Source organism: Marinobacter sp. DS40M6 (assembly GCF_028581595.1).
Lineage (GTDB): Bacteria > Pseudomonadota > Gammaproteobacteria > Pseudomonadales > Oleiphilaceae > Marinobacter > Marinobacter salarius.
Genome location: NZ_JAFCAE010000008.1, coordinates 120163 through 145008 on the forward strand (window position 1 = coordinate 120163; position 24846 = coordinate 145008).

The following is a 24846-nucleotide window of genomic DNA, read 5'->3' on the forward strand; positions in this document are numbered from 1 at the left end:
TCTTTAGGCGGTCATTTATGAGTTTTCCGGTTTTATACCTTCGCAAAGGCGCCGAGCGCAGGCTCAGGGCTGGGCACCTTTGGGTCTACAGCAATGAAGTGGATACCCATCGCTCCCCGCTGACCGAGTTTGAAGCCGGTGTCCAGGCTGAGCTGCGCGCGGCCAATGATAAGCCCATGGGAACGGTGTTTGTGAACCCTCATGCTCTGATCTGCGGCCGGCTGATCAGCCGGAATTCCGCCCATGGCATGACGCCGCAACGGCTCACCGAACGGGTTGAGACGGCGCTGGCGTTGCGGGAGCGGTTGTTTGATAAGCCGTTTTATCGCTGGGTGTTTGGTGACAGTGACGGGCTGTCCGGGCTGGTGATTGATCGGTTTGATGATGTTGTAGTGGTTCAGATTTCCACGGCCGGCATGGAACAGATGAAGGAGTCGATTGTTCGGGCGGTGCAGCGGCTGGCACATCCTCGGGCGATTATCCTCAAGAACGACGGCAAGATGCGTAAGGTAGAAGGGCTGGATACCTACGTTGAGCAGGCTCATGGCCCGGAGATTGATCTCCTGCCGGTTGAGGAGAATGGCGTGCGATTCGAGGTGCCCATGGAAGGCGGGCAGAAAACGGGGTGGTTTTATGATCACCGCATGAACCGGCAGCGGTTGCAGGCCTATGCGCCGGGCAAGCGGGTCCTGGACGTGTTCAGCTATGTGGGTGGCTGGGGTATCCAGGCTGCCTGTGCCGGGGCTACGCAGGTGACCTGTGTGGACAGTTCCTCTGGTGCCATCGACTCTGTTCATCACAATGCGAAGATCAATGGCCTTGATAACATCGAGACGATAGAGGGTGATGCCTTCGACGCCCTGAAAGCGCTGTGCGATGAGAAGGAAAAGTTCGACATCGTTGTCCTCGACCCACCGGCACTGATCCCCCGGCGGCGTGACCAGAAGGCTGGGGAAGAGGCTTATGCGCGCCTGAACCAGTTGGGACTTCGGCTGCTTGATCGGGATGGACTACTGGTGTCGGCTTCCTGCTCTATGCATCTGTCCCAAGAGAAGCTGACGGATATTATCCGCAGCAGCGGCCGCAAGATTGACCGGTTTGTTCAATTATTGGAGCAAGGCCATCAAGCGCCGGATCATCCGGTAGTACCGGGGATTCCGGAGACGGATTATATTAAAAGCTGTTTTGTTCGGTCGTTGACTGGGTTTCTTTGAGCTTGGGGGAGGTCAGTCAGCGGGGGCGCTACTCCGGGATACGCTGTAAATACGTCCCTGTACGCTCGACAAAAACATCCATGTTTTTGACGCTCCCGGAGTAGCGCCCCCGCTGACTGGCCCAGACGATGGCAGTTAACCTCGAAGGCTCATAATCTTCCAGCCATTTTCTTTCGCAATGTTTTCAAGCGTCGGATCCGGGTCTACCGCTACCGGATTTGCGACTTTGCGCAGTAAGGGGGCATCGTTGTGGGAGTCGCTATAGAACCAGGCGCCCTCGAGACTTTCTCCAGTTGATTCCAGCCAGTCATTCAGGCGGGCTACCTTCCCGTCCTGGAAGCTGGGAATACCTGCAACCTCCCCCGTATAGCGCCCATTGACCATCTCTGGCTCAGTGGCAATCAGGTGATCAATGTCCAGCAGCTTAGCCACTGGCTCGGTAACGAACCGGTTGGTTGCAGTGATGATCATCAAGGTATGGCCATCGGCCCGATGGCTATCCAGCAATGCCTTGGCTTTTTCGAGCATCATAGGCTGGATTTTCTTCGCCATAAACTGTTCGCGCCAGGCCAGCAGCTGTTCCGTGTCATGCTGTGCAAGAGGCTGAAGGGCAAAGCTCAGGTAGCGCATGATGTCCAGCTCGCCATTCAGATACTCCTCATAGAAGCGGTCGTTTGCCAGCCGGTATTCCTCCGCATCCACAATCGACTCTTCTACCAGGAATTCCCCCCAGGCATGGTCGCTGTCTCCGGCGAGCAGGGTGTTATCGAGATCAAAAATCGCGAGCGTCAACTTGGATACCTCCGGCAAAAACGACGACTGTCACAGGCGCAACAGTCTAGCATGACGCGCCGCCGTCGGCTTCGTTTGCCGAAGCCTTGGGATTCTGTAAGAATGAGAGCAACTTGGATAAATCCGGCCGGTGAATTTTTAATCCGGCCAACCGACTTTTAAGAGGACTGTGCCGTGATCGATTCGGACGGTTTCAGACCCAACGTCGGAATCATTCTGGCCAATCACAGGGGGGAAGTCCTCTGGGCAAGGCGAATAGGGCAGGACTCCTGGCAGTTCCCTCAAGGTGGTATCAAGCACGACGAATCACCGGAAGAGGCCCTTTACAGGGAACTGGCGGAGGAAATTGGTCTCGGTACAGGCGATGTGGAAATCATCAGCTGTACCCGTGGCTGGCTGAGATACCGCCTCCCTCGCAGGATGGTGCGCCACAATTCGCACCCGGTCTGCGTGGGACAAAAACAGAAATGGTTCCTGCTGAGGATGCTTTCGCCGGACGCGCAGGTGCGCGTAGACGGCACGGACTCGCCGGAATTCGACGGCTGGCAGTGGGTTAGCTACTGGTACCCGCTTGGGCAGGTCGTATCGTTTAAACGCGAGGTCTATCGACGTGCGCTGCGAGAGCTCGCGCCGCGGCTGTTTTACAACATGGAACAGTGGCGCCAGAGCGAGCCTTCCCGACGCGCGAAGGACACACAGAAATGACGGATTGAACCCGCCATGCTGAGCATACTGCGAAGTCTTGTACAAGAGGTAAACAGTGCCCGCGATTTGCAGGAGGCGCTGGATGTCATTGTTTCGCGGGTGCAGAAAGCCATGGATACCGAGGTTTGCTCGGTTTATTTGCTTGATCCAGCCACAAATCGCTACATATTAATGGCTACGGAAGGCTTGTACCAGCAAGCAGTAGGGCAGGTCAGCCTGGCTTATTCCGAGGGCCTGATTGGTCTGGTTGGCTCCCGGGAGGAGCCTATCAACCTTGAAGATGCTCCATCCCACCCCCGCTATCGTTACTTTCCTGAGACTGGCGAAGAGCGTTTCCGCTCGTTCCTGGGTGTTCCTATCATTCACCATCGCCGGGTTCTTGGTGTTCTTGTTGTTCAGCAACGGGAAAGTTCGCGCTGCTTTGACGAGGGTGAAGAAGCCTTCCTGGTTACCGTTTCGGCTCAATTGGCCGGCGTTATCGCCCACAGCGAGGCAACGGGCGCCATCAGCGGTCTTTCCCTGACCGGTGAAGAAGCGACCGATGTCAGTTTCAGTGGTGTGCCTGGTGCGCCGGGCGTTGCCATTGGCAAGGGTGTGGTGGTGTACCCTGCCGCCGACTTGGACGTAGTGCCTGAGAAGCCCACCGATGATATTGAATTGGAACTGTCGCTGTTTGATGGCGCGGTAACTGCGGTTCGGGAAGATATTGAGCGGGTGGCGGCCCGGCTCGCTTCCCAGCTTCGCCCGGAAGAGCAGGCTCTGTTCGATGTCTATTTGCGTATGCTGGGCGATGACGCAATGCCCGGTGAGGTGGGCAACCGGATCAAGGAAGGTTTCTGGGCCCAGGGCGCGCTGAAACAGGTGGTTCAGCAGTACGTTCGTCACTTTGAAATGATGGACGACCACTACCTGCAGGAGCGGGCTGTCGACATCCGGGATCTCGGCCGCCGTTTGTTGTCCCACTTGCAGGAAGGTGAGCAGAAGGACACGGTCTACCCTGAGAACACGGTCCTGGTCAGTGAAGAACTGACACCGGCCATGCTTGGGGAAGTGCCCAAAGGGCAACTGGTCGGTTTGGTGTCGGTCAAGGGGTCCAGCAACTCCCACGTTGCCATCCTGGCACGTGCCATGGGGGTGCCCACGGTCATGGGTCTGGTAGATATTCCAGTCAACCAACTGGATGGCAAGGACCTGATTGTTGATGGCTTTGAAGGGCAGATATTTGCGTCACCCTCCACGGACCTGAGGAACTTCTACCAGGAAATCTGTGACGAGGAAGACGAGTTGGTCAAAGGGCTGGAAGCCCTGCGGGACCTGCCTTGCGAAACCACCGACAACCACCGCGTGTCGCTGCTGGTGAATACCGGTTTGATGACCGATGTGGTGCGCTCTCTGAGCCACGGTGCTGAAGGTATCGGTCTGTACCGCACCGAAGTGCCGTTCATGATCAAGGACCGGTTCCCGTCAGAACAGGAACAGCGCGAATACTACCGCGAGCAACTGGAAGCCTTTGCCCCGAACCCTGTCACCATGCGTACGCTGGACATCGGCGGCGATAAGGCGCTGACGTACTTCCCGATCCAGGAAGAGAACCCGTTTCTGGGTTGGCGCGGTATCCGGGTAACCCTGGATCATCCAGAGATATTCCTGGTTCAGGTGAGGGCGATGCTCAAGGCGAGTGAGGGCCTGAACAATCTGCAGATCATGCTGCCGATGATCAGCAATATCTCAGAAGTGGAAGAATCCCTCCACCTGATTTACCGGGTTTATCATGAGGTCAGGGAGGAAGGTTACAACATCCATATGCCCAAGGTCGGGGTAATGGTGGAGATTCCGGCGGCGGTGTATCAGATTCGCGAGTTGGCGGATCGCGTGGATTTCCTCTCTGTTGGCTCAAACGACCTGACCCAATACCTGCTGGCGGTGGATCGCAACAATCCCAGGGTCGCGCAGCTGTACCATTCCTATCATCCCGCCGTGTTGCAGGCGCTGGTGCGCGTAGCACAGGACGCCCATGCGGTCGGCAAGCCTGTCGGTATCTGCGGTGAACTGGCGGGTGACCCTGGCGGCGCGCTGCTGTTGATGGCGATGGGTTACGATTCGCTCTCCATGAACGCGGCCAGCCTGCCCAAGGTCAAGTCGGTCATTCGCAGTGTTAGCCGCGAATGGTCAGCGCAGCTACTGGAAGATGTGCTGTTGCTGGATTCGCCGCACGTTATCAAGAGTTGTGTGGATCTGGCCCTGCGCAATGCCGGATTTGGCCGCTATCTGCGCCCGGGCAAGTCCAGTGCCATTGCCCATGCCGAAAAGGCCCTTTCGTGAAGGCGTATAGCCAATTGGTCCTATATAGGGTGTGTACTCTAAAACTGGCTGCTAATGTTGAAAACAATAGCCAACCGCACCCGCATGGGGATATTGAATGACGGCAACCACAACAGCGATTAAGCCCGAACCTCGCATCGGCCTGGCCCTCGGCGGCGGTGGCCCGTTGGGAGGTATCTACGAAATCGGGGCATTGCGCGCGCTCGATGAGGCGCTGGATGGCCTTGATTTCAATAATATTGATGTTTACGTCGGCGTGAACGCGGGCTCCTTTGTTGCGGCCAATCTGGCCAACCAGATGACCACCGCCCAGTTGTGTCGGATTTTTGTGCGCAATGAAGCGGAAGTGCACCCCTTCCATCCGGAAGTATTCTATCGCCCGGCGTTCCGGGAACTGGGCAGTCGCTTGCTGGCGGTTCCGGGTCTGGTGACGACGGCTGTGCGACGGTTCGTAAATAACCCTTATGACCAGAGCTTGCTGGAAGCGCTGACGATTCTTGCGCAGGCTGCGCCTGCGGGCCTTTTCGATAACGAAGGCCTGCACGAGTATCTGCAGCGGGCCTTTACCATGCTCGGTCGCACCAACGATTTCCGGCAGCTTAAGCGCAGTCTTTATATTGTTGCGGCGGATGTGGAAAGCACTGAGGCGGTCTGCTTTGGTGCCCCCGGTTTTGATCACGTGCCCATATCAAAAGCGATTCAGGCGAGTACCTCGTCTCCGGGTATCTATGTTCCGGTCACCATCGACGGGCGTTACTACGTGGACGGTACTCTGAGAAAGGGGTTGCATGCCTCCGTGGCGTTTGAGGACGGTGCGGATCTGGTTTTCGCGGTCAATCCACAGGTTCCCATTGATGCAAGCTCAGCTGTGCGAGCCGGTACCATGGGGCCGGGCGATCTGACCCGGTCGGGTATGCCAAACCTGCTGTCCCAGATGTTCCGCACTATGGTGTACTCCCGAATGCAATCGGGCATTGCGCAGTACACCCGGGATTACCCGGACAAGGATATTCTGCTGTTCGAGCCGACCCGCGATGATGCCAAGCTGTTCTTCTCCAATGTGTTCAGTTTCCAGTCCCGCCGGATGGTGTGTGAGCACGCCTACCAGATGACGCGGCGTGATCTTCTGAACCGTGCGGACGAGTTGGAGCCTAAACTTGCGAAGTATGGTATTCGTCTGCGTCGGGATCGTCTGGAAGACGAGCAGCGCACCATCAGTACCAGCCTGTACGGTGAGATGCTGCCCCTTTATGTGGCAAAAGGCCGTAAGAAACGGGCTCAGAAAGGAAAGTTGGCAACCGGCTTTGATAATGTGTCGGAGCTGTTCAGTAAGGCCTTGTAGGGGGCGCGAAGAACGCGCGCCCCAATAGGATACATTCGGGCCTTCCTGCCCTTGCGGGTCACAGGATATAGCGGCTCAGATCTTCGTCTTCAGCCAACTCACCCAGTTTTTCGTCCACAAACGCCGCGGTAACCTCGAAGCTGTCGGTAACCTGATCACCTGCCTCGTAAGACAGACTCTCCAGCAGTCGTTCCAGCACCGTATGTAGGCGTCTTGCACCGATATTTTCCGTGGTTTCGTTGACCTTGTAGGCGACTTCCGCAATACGGGCGATGGCGTCCTCTGTGAAGGTCAGTTTGACACCCTCGGTGCCCATCAGGGCTTCGTACTGCTGTACCAGAGAGGCATCTGGCTCCGTGAGGATACGTTTGAAGTCATCCGGGGTCAGTGCCTGCAGCTCAACACGGATCGGCAGGCGGCCCTGTAACTCCGGGATCAGGTCAGACGGCTTCGACAGGTGAAACGCGCCGGACGCGATAAACAGGATGTGATCCGTTCGTACGGAGCCATACTTGGTGCTGACGGTGCTGCCTTCGATCAGGGGCAGTAGGTCCCGTTGCACACCTTCCCGGGAAACATCGGATGACGTGTTCTCGGAGCGCTTGGCCACCTTGTCGATTTCGTCGATGAAGACGATGCCATTCTGCTCGACGGTCTGGATGGCTTTCTGCTTGATTTCCTCTTCATTGACCAGTTTGGCGGCTTCCTCGTCGCGAACGTGCTTCATGGCGTCAGCGACTTTCATCTTGCGGGTCTTGCGCTTATCAGAGGACATGCTCGAGAACATGTTCTGTAGCTGGCTGGTCATCTCCTCCATACCGGGAGGTGCCATGATTTCAACGCCGGCGCCGCTGTTACGCAGGTCGATTTCGATTTCCTTGTCGTCCAGCTCGCCCTCGCGCAGTTTCTTGCGGAACAGCTGGCGGGTGGAAGAGTCTTCGGTTTTCTGGCTGTCTTCCTTGAAGTCCCGGGGTGGCGGGATCAGGGCATCCAGAATGCGTTCCTCGGCGGCGTCCATGGCGCGATGCTCGTGGCGCTTCATTTCCTTCTCGCGCAGCATCTTGATGGCCATGTCCGCCAGGTCACGGATAATGGACTCGACGTCCCGGCCCACATAGCCCACTTCGGTAAACTTGGTCGCTTCCACTTTCAGGAAGGGGGCGTCGGCCAGTTTGGCAAGACGGCGTGCGATTTCAGTTTTACCCACACCGGTGGGGCCGATCATAAGGATGTTTTTTGGTGTGATTTCTTCGCGCAGACCACTGTCCAGCTGCATCCTGCGCCAGCGGTTGCGCAGGGCGATGGCCACGGAACGCTTGGCCTCTTCCTGGCCCACGATGTGTTTGTTGAGCTCGTGGACAATCTCACGGGGGGTCATTGCAGACATGCTAGCTCCGGATCAATCGTTGGCTGAGAGCACTTCGAGGGTGCGATTGTGGTTGGTGTAGATGCAGATGTCGGCCGCGATATCCAGGCCCTTCTCCACAATCTCGTTGGCTTTCAGATCGGTGTTCTCCAGCAAGGCCCTTGCGGATGCTTGGGCAAACGGACCGCCTGAGCCAATGGCAATCAGCCCCTGCTCGGGTTCGATAACGTCGCCATTGCCAGTAATGATGAGGGATGCTGTCTTGTCGGCAACGGCCAGCAGGGCCTCCAGCCGGCGGAGAGCTCGGTCCGTTCGCCAGTCTTTGGCCAGTTCGACAGCAGCGCGGGTAAGGTTGCCCTGGTGTTTCTCGAGTTGGGCTTCAAAACGCTCGAACAGGGTGAATGCGTCGGCGGTACCACCCGCAAAACCGGCCAGCACCTTGTCGTTATAGAGCCGGCGAACCTTGCGGGCATTGCCCTTCATTACGGTATTGCCGAGGGAGACCTGGCCGTCGCCACCCATGGCAACTTCATCGTCACGCCTGACAGAGAGTATGGTAGTCATTCTGGCTCCATTTGCCTGATAGAAAACGGTATTCAGCAGTTATGGAGGCGAGGGGGCGGTTTTCAAGGGCGGGAGGAAAGAGAGTCGGGAGGGCAGCTCAGCCCTCCTTGGGAATCTTCCTGACCAGAGGCTGAATGTTGAGATTGACCAGCTTGTCGATAGCCGCATTCATCTGGCTGCGAGAGGTGAAGGGGCCTACATTGACGCGGTACCAGATGCTTCCGCTGTCGAGGTCGATGCGTTTGACCTTTGCACGGAGGCCCTGGAACGCGATTTCGGCCCGCTGCCTCTCTGCATCTTGCTGTTGTCGGAAAGAGCCCGTCTGCACCAGGTAATCAAACGTTTGCTGTCCTGGCCCAGGGGTATATTCCTCGACCTCGGGAGGAACCACCTCCGAGTCAGGAAGCATGTCGTAAAAGCGAAAGCCGGGTTTTTCTTTTGCGGCGGTTTCCGAAGGCTTCTCCTTTACCGCAGGTGGTTCGGCTGTTGTGGCTTTTTCACCCTGGCGAGGCTCGGATGTAGGAAGTGAGTTGAGATAGGCAATAAAGCCGATAAAACCACCCACGGCTGCCAGTGACAGAATCCACTTCAATGACAAGCCGCCCCGCTGTGACTTGGCCGCAGCAGGGCGTTTTGGGGGCTGCTTTTGTTTACGCGCAGGCCTCGCGGATTTTGTTGATGTTGCCGGTTTGCTGGCCGTTCTTGATTTGCGGGCATAGTCTCGGGACATGGCCGGGTTAGTTCCTGTTGCGTGCCTGAATATTCAGATCATGAAGCCTGACTTGCTACATTTCGTCGGGAGCGCTCACGCCAAGCAGATCGAGACCATTGGCAATCACCTGCCGCACGGCAAGATACAGGGAAACGCGAGCGTCCCGGACAGCAGTATCCTCGATCAGAACTTTGTGGGCGTTGTAGTAGGTGTGGAACTGCCCGGCAAGATCCCTGAGATAGTGCGTCAGGTGATGTGGTTCCCGCAATTTGGCTGAACTTTCTATAAGCTCGGGGTACTTGGCCAACTGGTTAGCGAGATCCTTTTCCTCGTCGAGCGTCAGTAAGGACAGATCTCCCACGCACTCGTTCAGGCCGCGCTCAACCCCTTCCTCTTTCAGTTTTCTGAGCACACTGCAAATACGTGCATGGGCATACTGAATGTAATAGACCGGGTTTTCATTGGTCTGGGAGCGGGCCAGATCGATATCGAAAGTCAACTGGGAGTCGACTCTGCGAGCCGCAAGGAAAAAGCGGGTGGCGTCGCGGCCCACTTCGTCGATCAGGTCACGGACCGTCACGTAACTGCCTGCGCGCTTGGAAATCTTCACTTCCTGCCCGGATCGGGTCACCATCACCATCTGGTGAAGCACGTAATCCGGCCAATCCTGGGGGATGTCGGCGTTCAGCGCTTGCAGGCCGGCACGAACCCGTGTGACGGTGGAGTGGTGGTCGGCACCCTGCTCATTGATAACCGTGGTGAAACCCCGTTGCCACTTGTTCAGGTGGTAGGCCACGTCCGGCAGGAAATAGGTATAGCCGCCATCCTTCTTGCGCATCACGCGGTCTTTGTCGTCGCCGAATTCGGTGGTTTTCAGCCACATGGCGCCGTCGTGTTCGTAGGTATAGCCGTTTTCCTGCAGGCGCTCGACGGTTTCCTCTACCTTGCCATCTTCGTACAGCGATGACTCGAGGAAATACACGTCGAACTCCACGCCAAAAGCTTTCAGGTCCAGGTCCTGCTCACGACGCAGGTAGGCAACCGCAAACTCCTGGATGGCTTGTTGATCGTCCGGATCGGCTTTACCGGTGACTTCCCGGTCGTCCGCGGTAACGGTTTCGCCGGCGAGATAGGCATTGGCCACATCGGTGATGTAGTCACCGCGGTAGCCATCGGCCGGCCAGTTTTCGTCGTCCGGTGTCAGCCCTTTCACCCGTGACTGCACTGAAAGCGCCAGATTGCTGATCTGCGCGCCTGCATCGTTGTAGTAAAACTCGCGGGTGACTTCGTAACCATTGGCTTCCAGCAAACGACTCAGGCAGTCGCCAATAGCCGCACCACGGCCATGGCCCACGTGCAGGGGGCCGGTGGGGTTGGCGGAGACAAACTCCACCTGGACCTTCTCGCCCTTGCCGTTGTTGTTACGACCGTACTGCCCGGCGTTGTCGAGAATGGTGTTAACCACCTCAAAGGCACTGGCCGTGCTCATGAAAAAGTTGATAAAGCCGGGGCCTGCAATCTCAACTTTCTCGACAGCGCTGGTGTCTGGCAACCGTTCCACCAATGCCTCTGCCAGCTTCCGTGGCGGGCAACCCGCCGCCTTCGATGCGACCAGAGCAATGTTGCAGGCGTAGTCACCGTGGGATTTGTCCTTGGTGTTGCCTACCTGTGGTGTAAAGGTCTGATCTGCTGGCAAGGTGCCTTCAGATTGCAGGGTCGCCAGCGCAGACTGGAGCAGTTCGGATACGGTCTCTTTCATGCTGTCGGATGACTCAGGTTATAAGAGAATGGAAGCTAAGGGCCGGGAACCCAATTATTCGGAAGGCAGATATTATCACTGAAAGAGGGGTGTGGCTCAAATTTGAGGCCCCGCGTTGTCTGCGCGGGGCCTCCGTTGTGGAAGGATCAGTCTGAAATCGCCGCCTGAGCGACAAATGGATCGCTATTGTATGGAGCGGGCGGAGTGACTTCTACTGTGAATGTGCCAGTTGAAGACGTACCGTCTCCCTCAACTGTTACGCACCGCTCTACAGGCGTTTCGCGGTAAGATGTGGGTGAGCTGAAGCTGCTCGGGGCAACAACTGAGCCATTAGTAGTTGAGAAGGCAATATCTGTTCCGCCTGGTGGAGGGCCCTCGATGGTGGCTCCGCTATCATTCGTAAAGACACCGGCAATTTCTGCGCAGACTTGTCCCGGTTGTACGGTTGTTGTAAAAGTGATTTGGATATTGTCGCTTGCCAGAAACAGTTTACCAGTCCGGGTTATCTCCAGTAGCGAGGTGGTGCACTCTACTCCACTCGTATCCGTGCATGCAGTGCCGTTGTATATGCCGTTCGCGGGGTCATATTGACCGTTGCTGTTGTAATCAAAGTACTCCTCACCTGAGTCGAAATTCCCGTTTCGGTTCCGGTCCAAGAAAGCCTCCCCAAGGTCGTTCTGGGCAACGTTGAAGTCATCTTCAGACTGAACATATTTGCCATCGCTGTTCAGATCTCTAAAGCTTTCTTCACCGACTGTGCGTGCGAGAATTAGGGCCACACCGTCATCAGCTCGGGGATTCTGGCTGATCCATTCGATTGAGCATGCGCCATCTTGGAGGATGCACTCACTTTGTACCGAGCCGGAGTTCGTAACAAAGTTCACCACAGCATCGCTAATGCGATTATTATTTCGATCCGCTGCCCGTATCGTAATTGGCACGGATACGCCGTCATAATTTCTGGCGTTTGGCAAAAAGTTTTCTTCAACCGACAGTGAAAAACTATCTTGGTCAGGGATCGTAGCGCTTATTGAAATAGGCGCAGAAGTTGTTTGAATGACAGGGCCTGTGTCGGGAGTGTATGTCGCGGTTACGCTGACAACAGTAGCCACTGTCCCGGCATTTACCCTTGTTGACGCTACGCCATTCTCGTCGGTCTCAGTTGATGCTTGGGATAGCGAGATTCCACCGACAGTCGTAGACAGAGTGAATGCAATACCTTCCCCAGTGGTAATTGGGTTGCCATTCTTATCGTTTAGCTGGAATGTAACATCTGAAACACTCGGCCTGCCGCTGGTCGAGCTACCGCTGAGTGCGATCGAGTCGGGGGTTACCGTTAAAAATTCAAGCTCTCCGATCTCTGGAGCCGCAACGTTAACGTTAGCAGTTGCAGTTGAACCGTTGGGAAGTCTGGCAGTTATGGTATCCGTGCCAGCACATCCGGCTTCATACGTGGTGCTGAATGAGCCCGAAGTCGTAGTGATCGGTGTATCGAAAACAGCATTTTGACACAAAGACGAGATGGTTACTGAGGTCTCAACTGAGTTGTATATTGAGTTTCCAGCGGAAGCATTTACCACGTTAAATTCGAGTCTAGTTGACCCACCGGAAGACAGGTTGGTTGCGGATGCATTCATTTGTCCTGATTGGAAGCCGGAGCCGCTGCCGGTACCGAGTTCCAGTGAAACGGTTTGTTCACCGCCTCCCGATGAGCCGTCCCCACTTCCTCCATCCCCTTCGCTGCCAGTACCGGCTAGCGAAGATGAGCTATCGTCGCCGCCGCATGCGGCGAGGAGTATTGAAAGCGATATAGCTGACGCACGCGCAAGGATTTTCCCTGACATTATTCTGATCTCCAGTTTTTCGTTACAGCAAAGCCAAATCGCTGCGCATTCCCTGCATGAGACACGCAAGCTTACGTAGATTTATAGATTTCATTGTCAATTTGCTGAAAATCATAGCACAGGATGCGTCTATGCAATGTTGATCGGTATTCATTTTTGAAAAACTTTGTAATTTGATGCGTGGCTTCAGTAAGGGGAGGTGAGTAAGTTAACCGGTTTCCTGCGGGTCTACGTCAATGGCCCATTTTAGTCCGGCTGGAAGCCGGCTCTGGTCCAGCGTTTCACACAGAACGCCGAGCGTGTGGTTGAGGTACTTTCGATTACTGCAAAGCAGAACCAGTTGAGCTCTAAGGCGATCAGCGCGGCGAGCAATCAGCGCGGGCAGGGGGCCCCAGATCTCTATCTGCTGGTAGCGGGCTTGTTGTTTTATGGTGTCCAGTAACTGCAGGCTTTTTTCCATCGTCTCAGCCTCCGCCCTGAAGATCGCCATCGCTCGAAAGGGGGGAAGCTGTCCCGTTTCGCGTTCTGCGAGCAGTTGGTCGGCGACTGGAAGGTAGTGTCCCTCAGCCAGGGAATGCAGCAGGGGGTGGTCGCTATGACAGGTCTGAACCAATACTTCGCCGGGTTTCTCCCCACGGCCGGCCCGGCCGCTCACTTGCAGTAATGTCTGGATCAGTTGTTCCGGAGCCCGGAAGTCCACGCTGAAAAGTCCGCCATCGGCATTGACGACAACCACCAGCGTAACGTTCGGGAAGTCGTGGCCCTTGGCCAGCATTTGCGTGCCAACCAGAATGCAGGGGCGCCCGCTGTTCACTTTTTTGAGGATGCCCTGGATGCTGCCCTTGCGCTGGGTGCTGTCCCGGTCGACCCGCACGACAGGAGTATCCGGAAACTGTGAGGTTAGAATGTCCTCGGTGCGTTCCGTGCCCTGGCCGACGGGTTTGAATGCCTCACTATCACACTTTGGGCAATGGTCCGTCGCGGCGGTCTGAAAATCGCAGTGATGGCAGCGCATGGCCCGGTCGCGGCGGTGGTAAGTCAGGCGTGTGTCGCAGTGAGGGCACTCCACCATATGGCCGCAGTCGAAACACATCATGACCGGAGCGAATCCTCTCCGATTCACGAATACCAACGCCTGTTGCCCATTGCTGAGGCATTTCTCGATGGCTTGCAGGGCTGGACGGGAAAGACCGCCTTCCAGAGGACGACTGCGGATATCCAGAAGTTTGATCGTTGGAGGCTTGGCGTTACCCGCTCTCTCTTCGAGTCGAACCAGGCGGTACTTGCCAGACAAGGCATTTTGGTATGACTCCATGGAGGGCGTCGCCGAGCCAAGAATAACTGGGCAATTATTAAGGTGCGCGCGATAGACCGCGGTGTCCCTGCCGGAATAGCGGAACCCTTCCCCCTGTTTATAGGAGCTGTCGTGTTCTTCGTCCACGATGATGGTTTTCAGGTCGGTAAAGGGGAGTAATACAGCCGAGCGCGTGCCTATCAGGATGACCGGCTCTCCATTGCGGATCCTTAGCCAGGTTGAGAGTCGTTCGCTGTCTTTTAGCGCCGAGTGCCATACCGCGATGCGTGACCCGAAATAGTATTGGAAGCGGGCTACGGTCTGCGGCGTCAGGTTGATCTCTGGTACCAGGACGAGCGCCTGGTGTCGGTCGTCCAGGTGAGTCTTCAGGTAATGAAGGTAGAGCTCGGTCTTCCCGCTGCCTGTAATGCCAAACAGGAGCGCTGTCGCGAAACCGTTGTCTGGCGATGGAAGTTGGTTGGCGGCTTCTTGTTGGGCTGGAGACAGCACGGGGATACGATTCCGGGTTTCCTCTGTTACGCCATCTGGGGTGGGTGGCGTGATCTCGCGGATCAGTTCTTTTTCCTGAAGGCTTCGGATTTGCGACTGCGTGAAACCGGCCCGCACAATCTGCTTGCTGCCTGCGCCGCCGGGTTGGCGGTTTAGCCACGCCAGCAGTTCTCTCTGTCGTGTTGCGTTGCCGGGCAGCAGCGCAGGATCGCCGCAGGCTTGCCAGTAGGGATCGGCATTCTCCACGGCAGGTCTGCCGCGACGGAGCGCTGGTGGTAGTGCGGTAAAAAGGCACTCTCCTAGTGGGTGCTGATAGTAATCAGATGCCCAGCTAAGAAGGCGAAAGGTTTCCGGGGGCAGTGCTGGCCACGCCTCGGCAGCGGACCGGACGGGTTTAAGGGTGATGCCCTCCGGTGGTTTTGCGTCTGTTTCGACCACCAGCCCGGTAGCCGATTGACGTCCGAAGGGGACCGTTACACGTTGGCCTGGTTGCAGTGCAATGTGATCCGGCACCAGATAATCGAACAGCCGCCGGATAGGGCGGTTCAATGCTATACGCGCAGTTCGGGGCACATGTGGCTCCATGGCGATGAAGGTGTCACGGTATCTGCCTATCCTTTTAAGGAGCTGAAAACCGGCGTGTCCCGTGTCGGGCGGGATGATATGACGGTCCGGGGCTTGCCTGATACCGCATTTGCAAGTAAGATTCGCGGTCTGTTTCCGGCAGGGCATGATTGTGCCCCGTCTTCTCAATTGATTCAAACATGCGGTGCCCGACACCCGGATTGCTATGAAAACCAGGCAGTCCCGTGATCTGGTAGCGGCATGACCGATAGAGGTTCGCCATGAAAGAAGGTATTCACCCCAAGTATGCCGAGATTACCGCTACCTGTTCCTGCGGTAATGTTCTCAAGACACGTTCCACGTTCACTCAGGACCTGACTCTGGATGTGTGCTCCCAGTGTCACCCGTTCTACACAGGCAAGCAGAAAGTGATGGATACCGGTGGCCGTATCGACCGTTTCCAGAAGCGTTTCGGTGGTCGCATCGGTGGCAAGAAAGCCTGATTCGAATGTTGATAACGAAAAAAGCGCCTTGCGAGGCGCTTTTTTTGTATCTGCAGGCTCGTCCTGAAGGGCGCGTCTGATGCGAATGTATACGCAAAAAGCCGTATTGACTGATTAGCGAGTGGTCAAACTGGCCTTGTCTGATGCAGTCCTTCGCGCCATAATGTCGCGCTCCGCTGGGCAAGGCCCGGTGGCTTATTACCTCTTAAACGTGACAAACGGAACAGTGGCAATGTCTCAAGATCTGAAAGAAGCAGCCCTTGAATACCACGCCAAGCCGCGGCCTGGTAAGCTGAGTGTGGAAATCACCAAGCCCACCAAGACCTCCCGCGACCTTTCGCTGGCGTACAGCCCCGGGGTTGCCGAGCCGGTCCGCGAGATCGCTAAGGACCCCGAGAACGCATACAAATATACCGCCAAGGGTAACCTGGTAGCCGTGATTTCAGACGGCACTGCAATCCTCGGTCTGGGTAACCTCGGTCCGCTGGCGAGCAAGCCGGTTATGGAAGGCAAGGGCGTACTGTTCAAGCGCTTTGCTGGAATTGATGTGTTCGATATCGAAGTCAATTCCGAAAGCCCCCAGGCATTCATTGAAACGGTCGAGCGTATTGCTGATACCTTCGGCGGTATCAATCTTGAGGACATTAAGGCCCCTGAGTGCTTTGAAATCGAACGCGCGCTGATCGAAAAGTGCAGTGTACCCATCTTCCATGATGACCAGCATGGCACCGCGATCGTAACAGCTGCGGGCATGATCAATGCCCTGGAGTTGCAGGGTAAGAAAATCGATGAAGCCAAAGTGGTTTGCCTCGGAGCTGGCGCAGCGGCTATCGCTTGCATGAAGCTGCTGATCAGCTGTGGCGTTCGGTCCGAAAACATCTACATGCTGGACCGCAAGGGTGTGATTCATTCCGGTCGCGATGACCTGAACCAGTACAAGGCAATGTTTGCCAACGAGACCGACAAGCGTACGCTTGATGACGCTATGGACGGTGCCGATGTATTTCTTGGTCTGTCCGGCCCGGATCTGTTGAGTGCTGAGCAGCTAAAACTCATGGCGCCGAATCCGATTGTGTTCGCCTGTTCCAATCCGGATCCTGAGATCAGTCCTGAAGTGGCATTGGCTACTCGTGATGACCTGATCATGGCTACGGGCCGCTCGGACTACCCGAACCAGGTGAACAACGTGCTTGGCTTCCCGTTCATTTTCCGTGGTGCTCTGGACGTGAGGGCGACCGCGATCAACGAAGAAATGAAAGTGGCGGCGGTTCATGCGATTCGCGAGTTGGCGAAAGAGCCGGTTCCGCAGGAAATCTGTGAAGCCTATGACGTTGCAAGTTTCGAGTTTGGGCGGGAGTACATCATTCCCAAGCCGATGGACGTGCGCCTGCTGGAAGTTGTTCCGGCGGCAGTCGCACGCGCGGCGGTTGACTCAGGCGTTGCTCGTAACGGCTACCCGGCCCATTATCCACTGAAATCGATGGACGATATCATCTGATATAGCCCAATCGAGTTTCGGAAACAAAAAAAACCGGCGATTGTTGAATCGCCGGTTTTTTTGTCGGTGGAATTCCCCGTCCAGCTTGCTGGTGTCAGAAGATCTGTCTCGACAGGTCATCGCTGCTGCCATTGTTACTGCCACCCGATGAATCATCTTGTGGGTCAAGTGGTGGCGGGGCATCTTCCTCGCGGAATATTTCGAACATGGCGCCTTCTTGTCCCGGTCTTGCACGCCGGCCTGTTTCAGGGTCGATGCGGATGTTAACGATGCCATTGGGTCTCGCCATCAATGACGATGGCTCGCCATTTAGTGCCACTTTCATGTAATCAAGCCAGACGGGCAGGGCAGTGCTGGCGCCGAACTCTCGGCGGCCAAGAGGTTGTGGTTGATCAAAGCCAACCCATACTGTGGTGGCTACGTCATGGTTGAAGCCGCCGAACCAGGTGTCTCTCTGTTCATTGGTGGTGCCGGTTTTGCCGCTGATGTCATCCCGTCCCAGGGCCTGAGCGCGTCGGCCGGTGCCTCGTCTGATTACATCCCGCATCATGGAATGCAGGATGTATACCGAGCGTTCATCGGCCAGACGCCTGGCAATGCGAACTTCTTTCTCGTCGTCGGAGTTGTTCTCCTGTTTCTCTGTGCAGTTTTCATCGCAGAGTTTGACGTCCGGTGCTTCGAAGATTGTTTCGTTGTTGATGTCCGAAATCTGGCTGATGAGGTAGGGCTCGACATCGTAGCCGCCGTTGGCGATTACTGCGAACCCTCGGGCCAGGTCCATTGGTGTCAGAAGTCCGCTGCCCAATGAGAGTGACAGGTCTTTTTGCATGTCTTCCGTGGGGATCTGAAGCTGCTCAAGGTAGTCTATGGTGTTCTGGATGCCCAGGTCCCGAAGCAAGCGTACTGACACCAGGTTGCGGGACCGGTACAGGGCTTCTCTCAGGCGAGTAGGGCCGTAAAACTGTCCTGATGAGTTTTGGGGGCGCCATGTGGTCTCCAGTTCGGAGTCGTCAAACACTATAGGTGCATCGTTGTAGATGGTTGCGGGTGTCATGCCGCTTTCAAGCGCGCTCAGGTACAGGAATGGCTTGAAGGTTGAGCCTGGCTGCCTTCTCGCCTGGGTGGCGCGATTGTATTTGTTCTGGCTGAAGCTGTATCCGCCGGCGAGTGCTTCAATGGCGCCGGTTTTTGCGTCAAGGGAGATTAGTGCGCCCTGCACCTCGGGTACCTGGGAGAGGGCAACGCGCCTGACTTCGGCGATATCCAGGGCTTGCTGTTCATCGCTTTGCTCCTGGGTGTCAGATTCATTTGGCTGCTCTGGGGTCATCACCACCATGGGCTTTACATAAACGATGTCACCCACAGTGACCACGTCAGATGGCTTTTCTGGTTCGGGCCCGGTCAGGTTTTCGGTTTTGTATCGTTTGGCCCAGGTCATTGTGGAGAATGCCATTACGGACTCGCCAAGCTGGCGGGCGTAAAGATCAACTTCGCTGTCTTTGTCTCTTACCCGGGTTACAACTGCAGGCACGAGTTCGGCTACGCGGGGGTAATTCGCCATCAGGTTGCCGAGGTTGTCCGGTTTCAGCTGATCTTCATCCACCTGTCCAATGGGGCCGCGAAAGCCATGACGCCGGTCATACGCTTCCAGTCCGGCCCTGAGTGCCCTGGTCGCCTCCTGCTGTTTCTCGCTCTCGACAGTCAGTCTGACTTCGTAGCCGTCGGTGTAGGCGGCATCGCCAAACCGCCGGACCAGCTCAGCCCGGGCCATTTCCGCAACGTGGTCCGCATCAACTTCAGTGGACGGTGCGTTAAAACTTGCAGTCAGCGGAGCGTTGGTCGCCAGTTCATAGGCATCATTGGTGATGTATTGAAGGTCGCGCATGCGACCGAGTATCCAGTCACGACGGATCTGTGCCCGTTCGGGGTTTGCCAGGGGATTATAGGCTGAGGGAGCTTTTGGTAGCCCGGCAAGCATGGCCATTTCTGCCAGAGAAAGCTCGGTCACGGGTTTGTCGTAATAAACCTGGGCGGCGGCGGCAATGCCGTAAGCTCGATTGCCCAGGTAAATTTTGTTGAGATAGAGCTCCATGATGCGGTTTTTGTCCAGTTCACGCTCGATCTGAAGAGCCAGAAGTATCTCGTTGAACTTGCGAATAAACGTCCGATCGCGTGACAAAAAGTAATTTTTTGCAACCTGCATTGTGATGGTACTGCCGCCGGACTGGATCTCGCCGGTGGAGACCAGTTCGATGGCAGCCCGCATCAGGCCTTTAAAGTCGACCCCGAAGTGTTCGTAAAAACGGGCGTCCTCCGCTGCCATAAAGGCATGTAACTGAATTGTAGGGATCTGTTCTATTGTGACCGGTGCCCTTCTCTTTTCACCGAATTCTGCTATTAATTTGTCGTCTGCGCTGTAGACCCTCAATGGGGTCTGCAACTTGATGTCCAGGAGTTGCTCAACAGGAGGCAATCCGGGGCGGAGATATAGGTAAAATCCTGACGCCACGATTGTGGCGAGACTGAGTCCAGTGAGAAAGAGCCATGCAAACAGGCGAGATGTACGCAACAAATGAGACATTTTTTTCTGACAACTGTTGGATATAGGTCTATCATTTGAGAAATTGCTTTAGGAAGGGCTAGCCGCTTCCCGGGTGCAATGCTCCTCAATTAAAGAAGAACGAGCATTGTAGACGGAAAACTAAAGAAATTCTCTTAAATAAAAAACACATATGAAAGAACTCCGTCGGGAGTTTTCATAACCCGGTGCATGTAACCAGGTATAGGGTGAGCGCGTGTTCGGATTGTTAGGAAAAAAATCCAGTTCGGTGCTGGGCGTGGATATCAGTTCCAGCTCGGTCAAGTTACTGGAACTATCGAAGCAGGGCGACCGTTACAAGGTCGAGAGCTACGCAGTGGAGCCGCTACCGGCCAATGCTGTGGTAGAGAAAAACATCACGGATGTCGAGGCGGTGGGCGAAGTGCTCAAACGTGTCGCGTCCAAATCACGTACGAGCGTCAAGCAGGTGGCTGTGGCCGTCTCCGGTTCCGCCGTTATTACCAAGCTGATCCAGATGGACGGTGGTCTTAACGAGTTTGAGATGGAAGACCAGATCACGCTCGAGGCCGATCAGTATATTCCCTATCCGTTGGATGAAGTGGCAATCGACTTCGAGGTTCAGGGGCCCTCTGAGGCTAACCCGGATCAGGTCGATGTACTTCTGGCTGCGTGTCGCAAAGAAAACGTCGATATTCGGGAAGACGCTCTGGAGATTGCTTCCTTGACCACCAAGATTGTGGACGTCGAAGCATACGCACTCGAGCGGGCATACGCCCTCATCGAGCCTCAGCTTGATTCCCAGGGTGAAGAACTCGTTGTGGCGATCGTCGATATCGGCGCAACCATGACCACACTGAGCGTGTTGGCTGAAGGCAAGACGGTTTACACTCGCGAGCAGATTTTCGGGGGGAAACAACTCACCGAGGAAATTCAGCGTCGTTATGGTCTGTCCCTTGAAGAGGCCGGCCTTGCCAAGAAGCAGGGTGGCCTCCCCGATGACTACGACTCCGAAGTGCTGACGCCTTTCCGGGAAGCGGTAGTTCAGCAGGTTGCGAGGGCGCTGCAGTTCTTCTTCGGCGCAAGCCAGTACAATGCGGTTGACTACGTAGTTCTGGCTGGCGGCACGGCATCTATCCAGGGGCTGACAGAAATGGTCGAGGAAAAAACGGGCACACCCACGCTGGTTGCAAATCCGTTCGCGGACATGGCAGTGGGATCAAGGGTGAATGCGTCTTCGCTGAGCAATGATGCGCCTTCACTCATGATTGCCTGTGGGCTGGCAATGAGGAGCTTTGACTGATGGCAAAGATTAACCTCAGACCCTGGCGCGAAGAACTCCGGGCGGAGAAGCAAAAACAGTTTGTGGTGATGATTCTGGGGGCGGCCTTTATTGCTGCTGGTCTGACCTTTCTCTGGAAAACCGATATGGACAACCGTATTGCCTACCAGGAATCCAGGAACGCCTACATCGAGACCGCGACCAAACAGCTGGATAAGCAGATCAAGGAGATTGAAAACCTTAAACGCAAGCGTGATGAGCTTCTTTCGCGGATGCAGGTTATTCAGGATCTCCAGGGTAAGCGTCCGATTATCGTGCGGGTCTTTGATGAGTTGGTTCGTACGCTGCCGGACGGGCTTTTCTACACTAGCCTTACCAAAAAGAGTGAGCGGGTTGAGATTGTTGGGATGTCGGAATCCAACAGTCGGATTTCAGCGCTGATGAGGCGTTTTGAGGAATCTGACTGGTTCACTGATCCCAATCTGTCAAATGTGTCTGCTGCCGATAACCAACGTGCCGGGTACAGTCAGTTCAATCTTTCGGTAAAGCAGCAAACACCAGAGCCCGAAGGGGGGGATAAGTAATGAGCCTCGCGGACTCACTGAAAAACCTCAATGAATTCGATATTAACGACTTGGATGTCAATAATGCCGGCATCTGGCCTGCGCCAGTCAAGGCCATCGTGGCGATCATCATCTTTGGCCTGATTCTCGGCGGTGGTTATTGGTTCTTCATCAAGGACCAATACGCTCAACTGGAGCGAGTCGAAAAGACGGAGCAGGAGTTACGGAAACGCTATGAAGACAAGGCATACCAAGTAGCAAATCTGGAAGTGTTCAAGGCGCAAATGGAAGAAATGGAAGAGACCTTCGGGGCACTGGTGCGTCAGTTGCCGAGTGAAACCGAGGTGCCAGGACTTCTTGAAGATATCACCAACACAGCGTTGGGCAGCGGTCTTGAGCTTCAAGAGGTTAAGTTGCAAGGCGAGCAGCGGCGCGACTTTTATGCAGAGCTACCGATCAATATTCGGGTTACAGGCTCCTATCATGAATTGGCGACGTTTGTGAGCAGTGTGGCAAGTCTGCCTCGCATCGTGACGTTGCACGACCTAACGATAACACCAACAGGCGGTGATGGAGAGCAGCTGAATATGCAGGTTCTTGCACGTACCTACCGCTACCGGGCTGGAGAATGAGCATGGCGAGACAGCATGCAATAAAAGCCTGGATGAGTATTTGTCTGGTATCTTTCCTGACTGCGTGCTCCCAGGGAAGTGGTTTTTCCGATCTTGACAAGTTTATGGCGGACACTCGAGCTAAGCCTCGGGGGCATGTCGAACCCTTACCAGAGTTCAAGGCGTATGAGGCTTTCAGCTATTCTGCAGCGGATCGCAGAGCGCCCTTCGAACCGCCGATTGATATCCAGCTCACAATGGTTGATCAGGAACCGGAAAGCGATATCGAGCCGGATCTGGATCGGCCGAGAGAGGTTCTCGAAAATTTCGATTTGAAGGAACTCTCTATGGTAGGCACTTTAAGTGACGCATCCGGGAGCCTTTTTGCCCTGATCAAGGATGGTATGGGCGGCATTCATAGGGTGCGCACCGGAAACTATGTAGGGCAGAATTACGGCCGGATTATTGGCGTCAATGAAACCCGGGTTGAACTGATTGAAATCGTTCCCAATGGCCGGGGCGGGTGGGTCGAGCGTCCACGCTCGCTGTCGCTGGATGAGAATGAGGGCTAAGGGAGCGGCATTATGATTATTGAAAGAAACATGCATGAACAAAAAAGTTTGGGGTCGAGGCTAGCGATGTTCAGAAAACTCAATGTATACGTCGGCGTGATTGCTTTTGGGTTGTTATCCGGCCTGGCCAATGCGGTCACGCTGGAAGACGTGTCGTTTTCGTCGCTGTCCGGGGATCGGGTCGAGGTGACGCTGGCGTTTGACGGCCAGCCACCAGAACCGACCGGGTACACGATCGAGCGACCTGCCAGAATCGCAGTGGACCTCCGGGACACGACCAGCGGTCTCGACAGTCGCAACATCTCGCTCGGGGGAGGTAACGCCCAGAGCATGACGGTTGTCGAAACCAAGGATCGCACTCGCCTGATCTTCAACCTGGCAGAGCTGGCTCCCTATGAGACGGTGCGTACCCAGAACAGCCTGGTCGTCACAATCGGCAGTCAGGGTAGTGGTGTCGCAGCGTCAGGCTCGACTTCTTCCTCTACACCGATGACTACTGCATCGGGAGGACAGTCGGTCTCATCGGCAGGCAACGACCTGGCGGGAGTCGATTTTAGGCGTGGGCAGAATGGCGAAGGACGCGTGATTGTAGATCTGGGTAGTGCCAATGCATCCGTGGATCTGTCCGAGCTCGGGGGCAAGATTCGCTTGACGATGGACGGTACCAGTGTGCCGGACAATCTTCGTCGCCGCCTTGATGTTACCGATTTCGCGACACCGGTAACCCGGGTTGATACCTACACGGAAGATGGTAATGCGGTTGTGGAAATTCGTCCGGAAGGCAACTACGACTACATTGCCTACCAGTCCGGTTCGCAGTTTACCGTCAGCGTGGAAAGGCTGACAGAAGAGGAAGCTGAGTCTCGTCGAGAGGAGAAGTTCCCGTACACCGGCGACAAGCTCTCTCTCAACTTCCAGGACATCGAAGTTCGTTCGGTATTGCAGTTGATTGCCGACTTTACTGGTCTGAACCTTGTTGCCAGCGATACGGTCAGTGGCAGCATCACGCTGCGTTTGCAGAATGTGCCCTGGGACCAGGCTCTGGACCTGATCCTTAAGACCAAGGGATTGGACAAGCGTCAGATTGGTAACGTACTGCTGGTTGCTCCGGCCGATGAAATCGCCGCCCGTGAAAAGCTTGAGCTGGAGACGTCCAAGCAGATCGCTGAGCTCGCACCGGTTCGCCTGGATATCATTCAGGTGAATTACGCCAAGGCTGCCGATGTCGTTGAACTGATTAGGGCGGATGAAGAACTTATCTCCTCTCGGGGATTCGTCTCTTCAGATGCGCGTACCAACACGATCAGTGTTCGTGAAACTTCGGAAAAGCTTGATGAAATTCGCCGCCTGGTTTCGACCTGGGATGTTCCTGTTCGTCAGGTTTCCATTGAGGCTCGAATTGTAAGAGCGCAAACCAACGTTGCCGAAAATCTCGGTGTTCGTTGGGGTGGTGCCGCCTACGATGTCAGTGGTGATAACGTTTTCTCAGTGGGTGGTTCGCAGAACGCGGTTGAGGAGGCGCGTCAAGCCGCTGGTGGTACCAACAACACGATCACCTTCCCGGACGCTCTGGCGGTAGATTTGGGTGTCACCGGCCAAGGTGCTTCCTCATTTGCCATCGGCTTGGGCAGTGATGATTTTCTTGTGGACCTGGAACTCTCTGCACTGGAGAGTGACGGACAGGCGGAAGTTGTTTCCCAGCCCCGCGTTGTTACTGCCGATCGCCAGACCGCCAAGATTAAGTCCGGTGAGGAGATCCCTTATCAAGAGGCTTCTTCCAGCGGTGCGACGTCAGTATCTTTCAAGGAAGCGGCGTTGGCTCTTGAAGTAACCCCTCAGATCACCCCGGATGACAAAATCATCATGGATCTGGTGGTTAATCAGGACTCCCGTGGTGAAGTGACCGCCGGTATTCCTGCCATCAACACTAATGAGGTAACCACTCAGGTGTTGGTTGGAAATGGCGAAACCGTCGTTCTGGGCGGTATTTTCCAGTCAGAGGTTACGACGACGACTACCAAGACTCCGTTCCTGGGTGATATTCCCTACCTCGGCCGCCTCTTCAAGCGCACTGAGCATGTTGATGAGCGTAGCGAACTGTTGATCTTCATCACACCGAAGATCATCAAGAGCGACCTGATTCAGTAATCGGGTTGCCTCCGAAAAAAAACCGCCGTGTTCCGCACGGCGGTTTTTTTGTTGGTTCATTTCCTGAAACTTATGGAAAACGTTACCCTGTGATATTCTCACGCGCCGGAATGTAGATGAGCGG

General features: G+C 55.5%; 19 protein-coding genes. 11 read left to right on the top strand and 8 right to left on the bottom strand.

The genetic code is table 11. From position 1 onward, the window contains the following. The first annotated feature begins 17 nt into the window (after positions 1-17). Complete coding sequence (locus JJO78_RS18435; RefSeq protein ID WP_273624407.1) at positions 18-1214, top strand: class I SAM-dependent rRNA methyltransferase; 1197 nt, start codon at positions 18-20, stop codon at positions 1212-1214. Positions 1215-1349: 135 nt separating this feature from the next. On the opposite strand, the gene JJO78_RS18440 is transcribed toward JJO78_RS18435, so the two are convergent. Beyond that, positions 1350-2006 (bottom strand): HAD family hydrolase, encoded by a 657-nt coding sequence (locus tag JJO78_RS18440; protein WP_273624408.1) that lies wholly within the window; start codon positions 2004-2006, stop codon positions 1350-1352. 174 nt (positions 2007-2180) lie between these two features. Between JJO78_RS18440 and JJO78_RS18445 the strand changes: the two genes are divergently transcribed. The 3 genes from JJO78_RS18445 (at position 2181) to JJO78_RS18455 (ending at position 6375) form a co-directional block, all read left to right on the top strand. Beyond that, complete coding sequence (locus JJO78_RS18445) at positions 2181-2711, top strand: RNA pyrophosphohydrolase (protein WP_036203550.1); 531 nt, start codon at positions 2181-2183, stop codon at positions 2709-2711. 15 nt (positions 2712-2726) lie between these two features. Then, a complete protein-coding gene (gene ptsP, locus JJO78_RS18450; protein WP_085681602.1) occupies positions 2727-5033 on the top strand; it encodes a phosphoenolpyruvate--protein phosphotransferase in 2307 nt (768 codons plus the stop codon). Between the two features lie 97 nt (positions 5034-5130). Beyond that, on the top strand, positions 5131-6375 hold the full coding sequence (locus tag JJO78_RS18455) for a patatin-like phospholipase family protein (protein ID WP_036203555.1): 1245 nt from the start codon (positions 5131-5133) through the stop codon (positions 6373-6375). 58 nt (positions 6376-6433) lie between these two features. On the opposite strand, the gene hslU is transcribed toward JJO78_RS18455, so the two are convergent. From hslU to JJO78_RS18485, 6 genes are all read right to left on the bottom strand, one after another. Further along, positions 6434-7762 (bottom strand): ATP-dependent protease ATPase subunit HslU, encoded by a 1329-nt coding sequence (hslU, locus tag JJO78_RS18460; RefSeq protein ID WP_036203558.1) that lies wholly within the window; start codon positions 7760-7762, stop codon positions 6434-6436. A 12-nt stretch (positions 7763-7774) separates the two neighbouring features. Continuing rightward, on the bottom strand, positions 7775-8305 hold the full coding sequence (gene hslV / locus JJO78_RS18465) for an ATP-dependent protease subunit HslV (protein WP_007154624.1): 531 nt from the start codon (positions 8303-8305) through the stop codon (positions 7775-7777). A 97-nt stretch (positions 8306-8402) separates the two neighbouring features. Then, positions 8403-9035 carry an SPOR domain-containing protein gene (locus JJO78_RS18470; RefSeq protein WP_136633766.1) on the bottom strand — a complete coding sequence of 211 codons (633 nt, stop codon included), beginning with the start codon at positions 9033-9035 and terminating at the stop codon, positions 8403-8405. 55 nt (positions 9036-9090) lie between these two features. Next, positions 9091-10776 carry an arginine--tRNA ligase gene (gene argS, locus JJO78_RS18475; protein ID WP_273624412.1) on the bottom strand — a complete coding sequence of 562 codons (1686 nt, stop codon included), beginning with the start codon at positions 10774-10776 and terminating at the stop codon, positions 9091-9093. A gap of 146 nt (positions 10777-10922) precedes the next feature. Next, on the bottom strand, positions 10923-12620 hold the full coding sequence (locus JJO78_RS18480) for an Ig-like domain-containing protein (RefSeq protein WP_127402076.1): 1698 nt from the start codon (positions 12618-12620) through the stop codon (positions 10923-10925). Between the two features lie 208 nt (positions 12621-12828). Beyond that, on the bottom strand, positions 12829-15009 hold the full coding sequence (locus tag JJO78_RS18485; RefSeq protein ID WP_075195820.1) for a primosomal protein N': 2181 nt from the start codon (positions 15007-15009) through the stop codon (positions 12829-12831). Between the two features lie 260 nt (positions 15010-15269). On the opposite strand from JJO78_RS18485, the gene rpmE reads away from it, so the two are divergent. Both rpmE and JJO78_RS18495 read left to right on the top strand, forming a co-directional pair. After that, positions 15270-15491: a 50S ribosomal protein L31 gene (rpmE, locus tag JJO78_RS18490; protein ID WP_007154619.1), complete on the top strand. Its 222-nt coding sequence runs from the start codon at positions 15270-15272 to the stop codon at positions 15489-15491. Positions 15492-15723: 232 nt separating this feature from the next. Beyond that, positions 15724-16989, top strand: coding sequence for a malic enzyme-like NAD(P)-binding protein (locus JJO78_RS18495; protein WP_036203569.1), 1266 nt, complete (start codon positions 15724-15726; stop codon positions 16987-16989). Between the two features lie 94 nt (positions 16990-17083). On the opposite strand, the gene JJO78_RS18500 is transcribed toward JJO78_RS18495, so the two are convergent. Next, a complete protein-coding gene (locus JJO78_RS18500; RefSeq protein WP_075195819.1) occupies positions 17084-19570 on the bottom strand; it encodes a penicillin-binding protein 1A in 2487 nt (828 codons plus the stop codon). Positions 19571-19784: 214 nt separating this feature from the next. Between JJO78_RS18500 and JJO78_RS18505 the strand changes: the two genes are divergently transcribed. From JJO78_RS18505 to pilQ, 5 genes are all read left to right on the top strand, one after another. Further along, entirely contained in the window at positions 19785-20849 is a 1065-nt protein-coding gene (locus JJO78_RS18505; RefSeq protein ID WP_036203576.1) for a pilus assembly protein PilM, read from the top strand. Beyond that, a complete protein-coding gene (locus JJO78_RS18510; RefSeq protein WP_041335802.1) occupies positions 20849-21412 on the top strand; it encodes a PilN domain-containing protein in 564 nt (187 codons plus the stop codon). The genes JJO78_RS18505 and JJO78_RS18510 overlap by 1 nt, the downstream gene beginning before the upstream one ends. Continuing rightward, positions 21412-22023 carry a type 4a pilus biogenesis protein PilO gene (locus tag JJO78_RS18515; protein ID WP_041335800.1) on the top strand — a complete coding sequence of 204 codons (612 nt, stop codon included), beginning with the start codon at positions 21412-21414 and terminating at the stop codon, positions 22021-22023. The genes JJO78_RS18510 and JJO78_RS18515 overlap by 1 nt, the downstream gene beginning before the upstream one ends. Before the next feature lie 2 nt (positions 22024-22025). Next, the gene (locus tag JJO78_RS18520) at positions 22026-22574 is read left to right on the top strand and encodes a pilus assembly protein PilP (protein WP_036203584.1); all 549 of its coding nucleotides are present in this window, start codon (positions 22026-22028) and stop codon (positions 22572-22574) included. A 66-nt stretch (positions 22575-22640) separates the two neighbouring features. Continuing rightward, positions 22641-24722: a type IV pilus secretin PilQ gene (gene pilQ / locus JJO78_RS18525; protein ID WP_177190642.1), complete on the top strand. Its 2082-nt coding sequence runs from the start codon at positions 22641-22643 to the stop codon at positions 24720-24722. Positions 24723-24846 lie beyond the last annotated feature (124 nt).

Bases quoted from the DNA above. Each gene is read 5' to 3' on its own strand.
- JJO78_RS18435 (WP_273624407.1), top strand. From the start codon at position 18: ATGAGTTTTCCGGTTTTATACCTTCGCAAAGGCGCCGAGCGCAGGCTC.
- ptsP (WP_085681602.1), top strand. From the start codon at position 2,727: ATGCTGAGCATACTGCGAAGTCTTGTACAAGAGGTAAACAGTGCCCGC.
- JJO78_RS18455 (WP_036203555.1), top strand. From the start codon at position 5,131: ATGACGGCAACCACAACAGCGATTAAGCCCGAACCTCGCATCGGCCTG.
- hslU (WP_036203558.1), bottom strand. From the start codon at position 7,762: ATGTCTGCAATGACCCCCCGTGAGATTGTCCACGAGCTCAACAAACAC.
- hslV (WP_007154624.1), bottom strand. From the start codon at position 8,305: ATGACTACCATACTCTCTGTCAGGCGTGACGATGAAGTTGCCATGGGT.
- JJO78_RS18470 (WP_136633766.1), bottom strand. From the start codon at position 9,035: ATGTCCCGAGACTATGCCCGCAAATCAAGAACGGCCAGCAAACCGGCA.
- argS (WP_273624412.1), bottom strand. From the start codon at position 10,776: ATGAAAGAGACCGTATCCGAACTGCTCCAGTCTGCGCTGGCGACCCTG.
- JJO78_RS18480 (WP_127402076.1), bottom strand. From the start codon at position 12,620: ATGTCAGGGAAAATCCTTGCGCGTGCGTCAGCTATATCGCTTTCAATA.
- JJO78_RS18485 (WP_075195820.1), bottom strand. From the start codon at position 15,009: ATGGAGCCACATGTGCCCCGAACTGCGCGTATAGCATTGAACCGCCCT.
- rpmE (WP_007154619.1), top strand. From the start codon at position 15,270: ATGAAAGAAGGTATTCACCCCAAGTATGCCGAGATTACCGCTACCTGT.
- JJO78_RS18495 (WP_036203569.1), top strand. From the start codon at position 15,724: ATGTCTCAAGATCTGAAAGAAGCAGCCCTTGAATACCACGCCAAGCCG.
- JJO78_RS18500 (WP_075195819.1), bottom strand. From the start codon at position 19,570: ATGTCTCATTTGTTGCGTACATCTCGCCTGTTTGCATGGCTCTTTCTC.
- JJO78_RS18510 (WP_041335802.1), top strand. From the start codon at position 20,849: ATGGCAAAGATTAACCTCAGACCCTGGCGCGAAGAACTCCGGGCGGAG.
- JJO78_RS18515 (WP_041335800.1), top strand. From the start codon at position 21,412: ATGAGCCTCGCGGACTCACTGAAAAACCTCAATGAATTCGATATTAAC.
- JJO78_RS18520 (WP_036203584.1), top strand. From the start codon at position 22,026: ATGGCGAGACAGCATGCAATAAAAGCCTGGATGAGTATTTGTCTGGTA.
- pilQ (WP_177190642.1), top strand. From the start codon at position 22,641: ATGTTCAGAAAACTCAATGTATACGTCGGCGTGATTGCTTTTGGGTTG.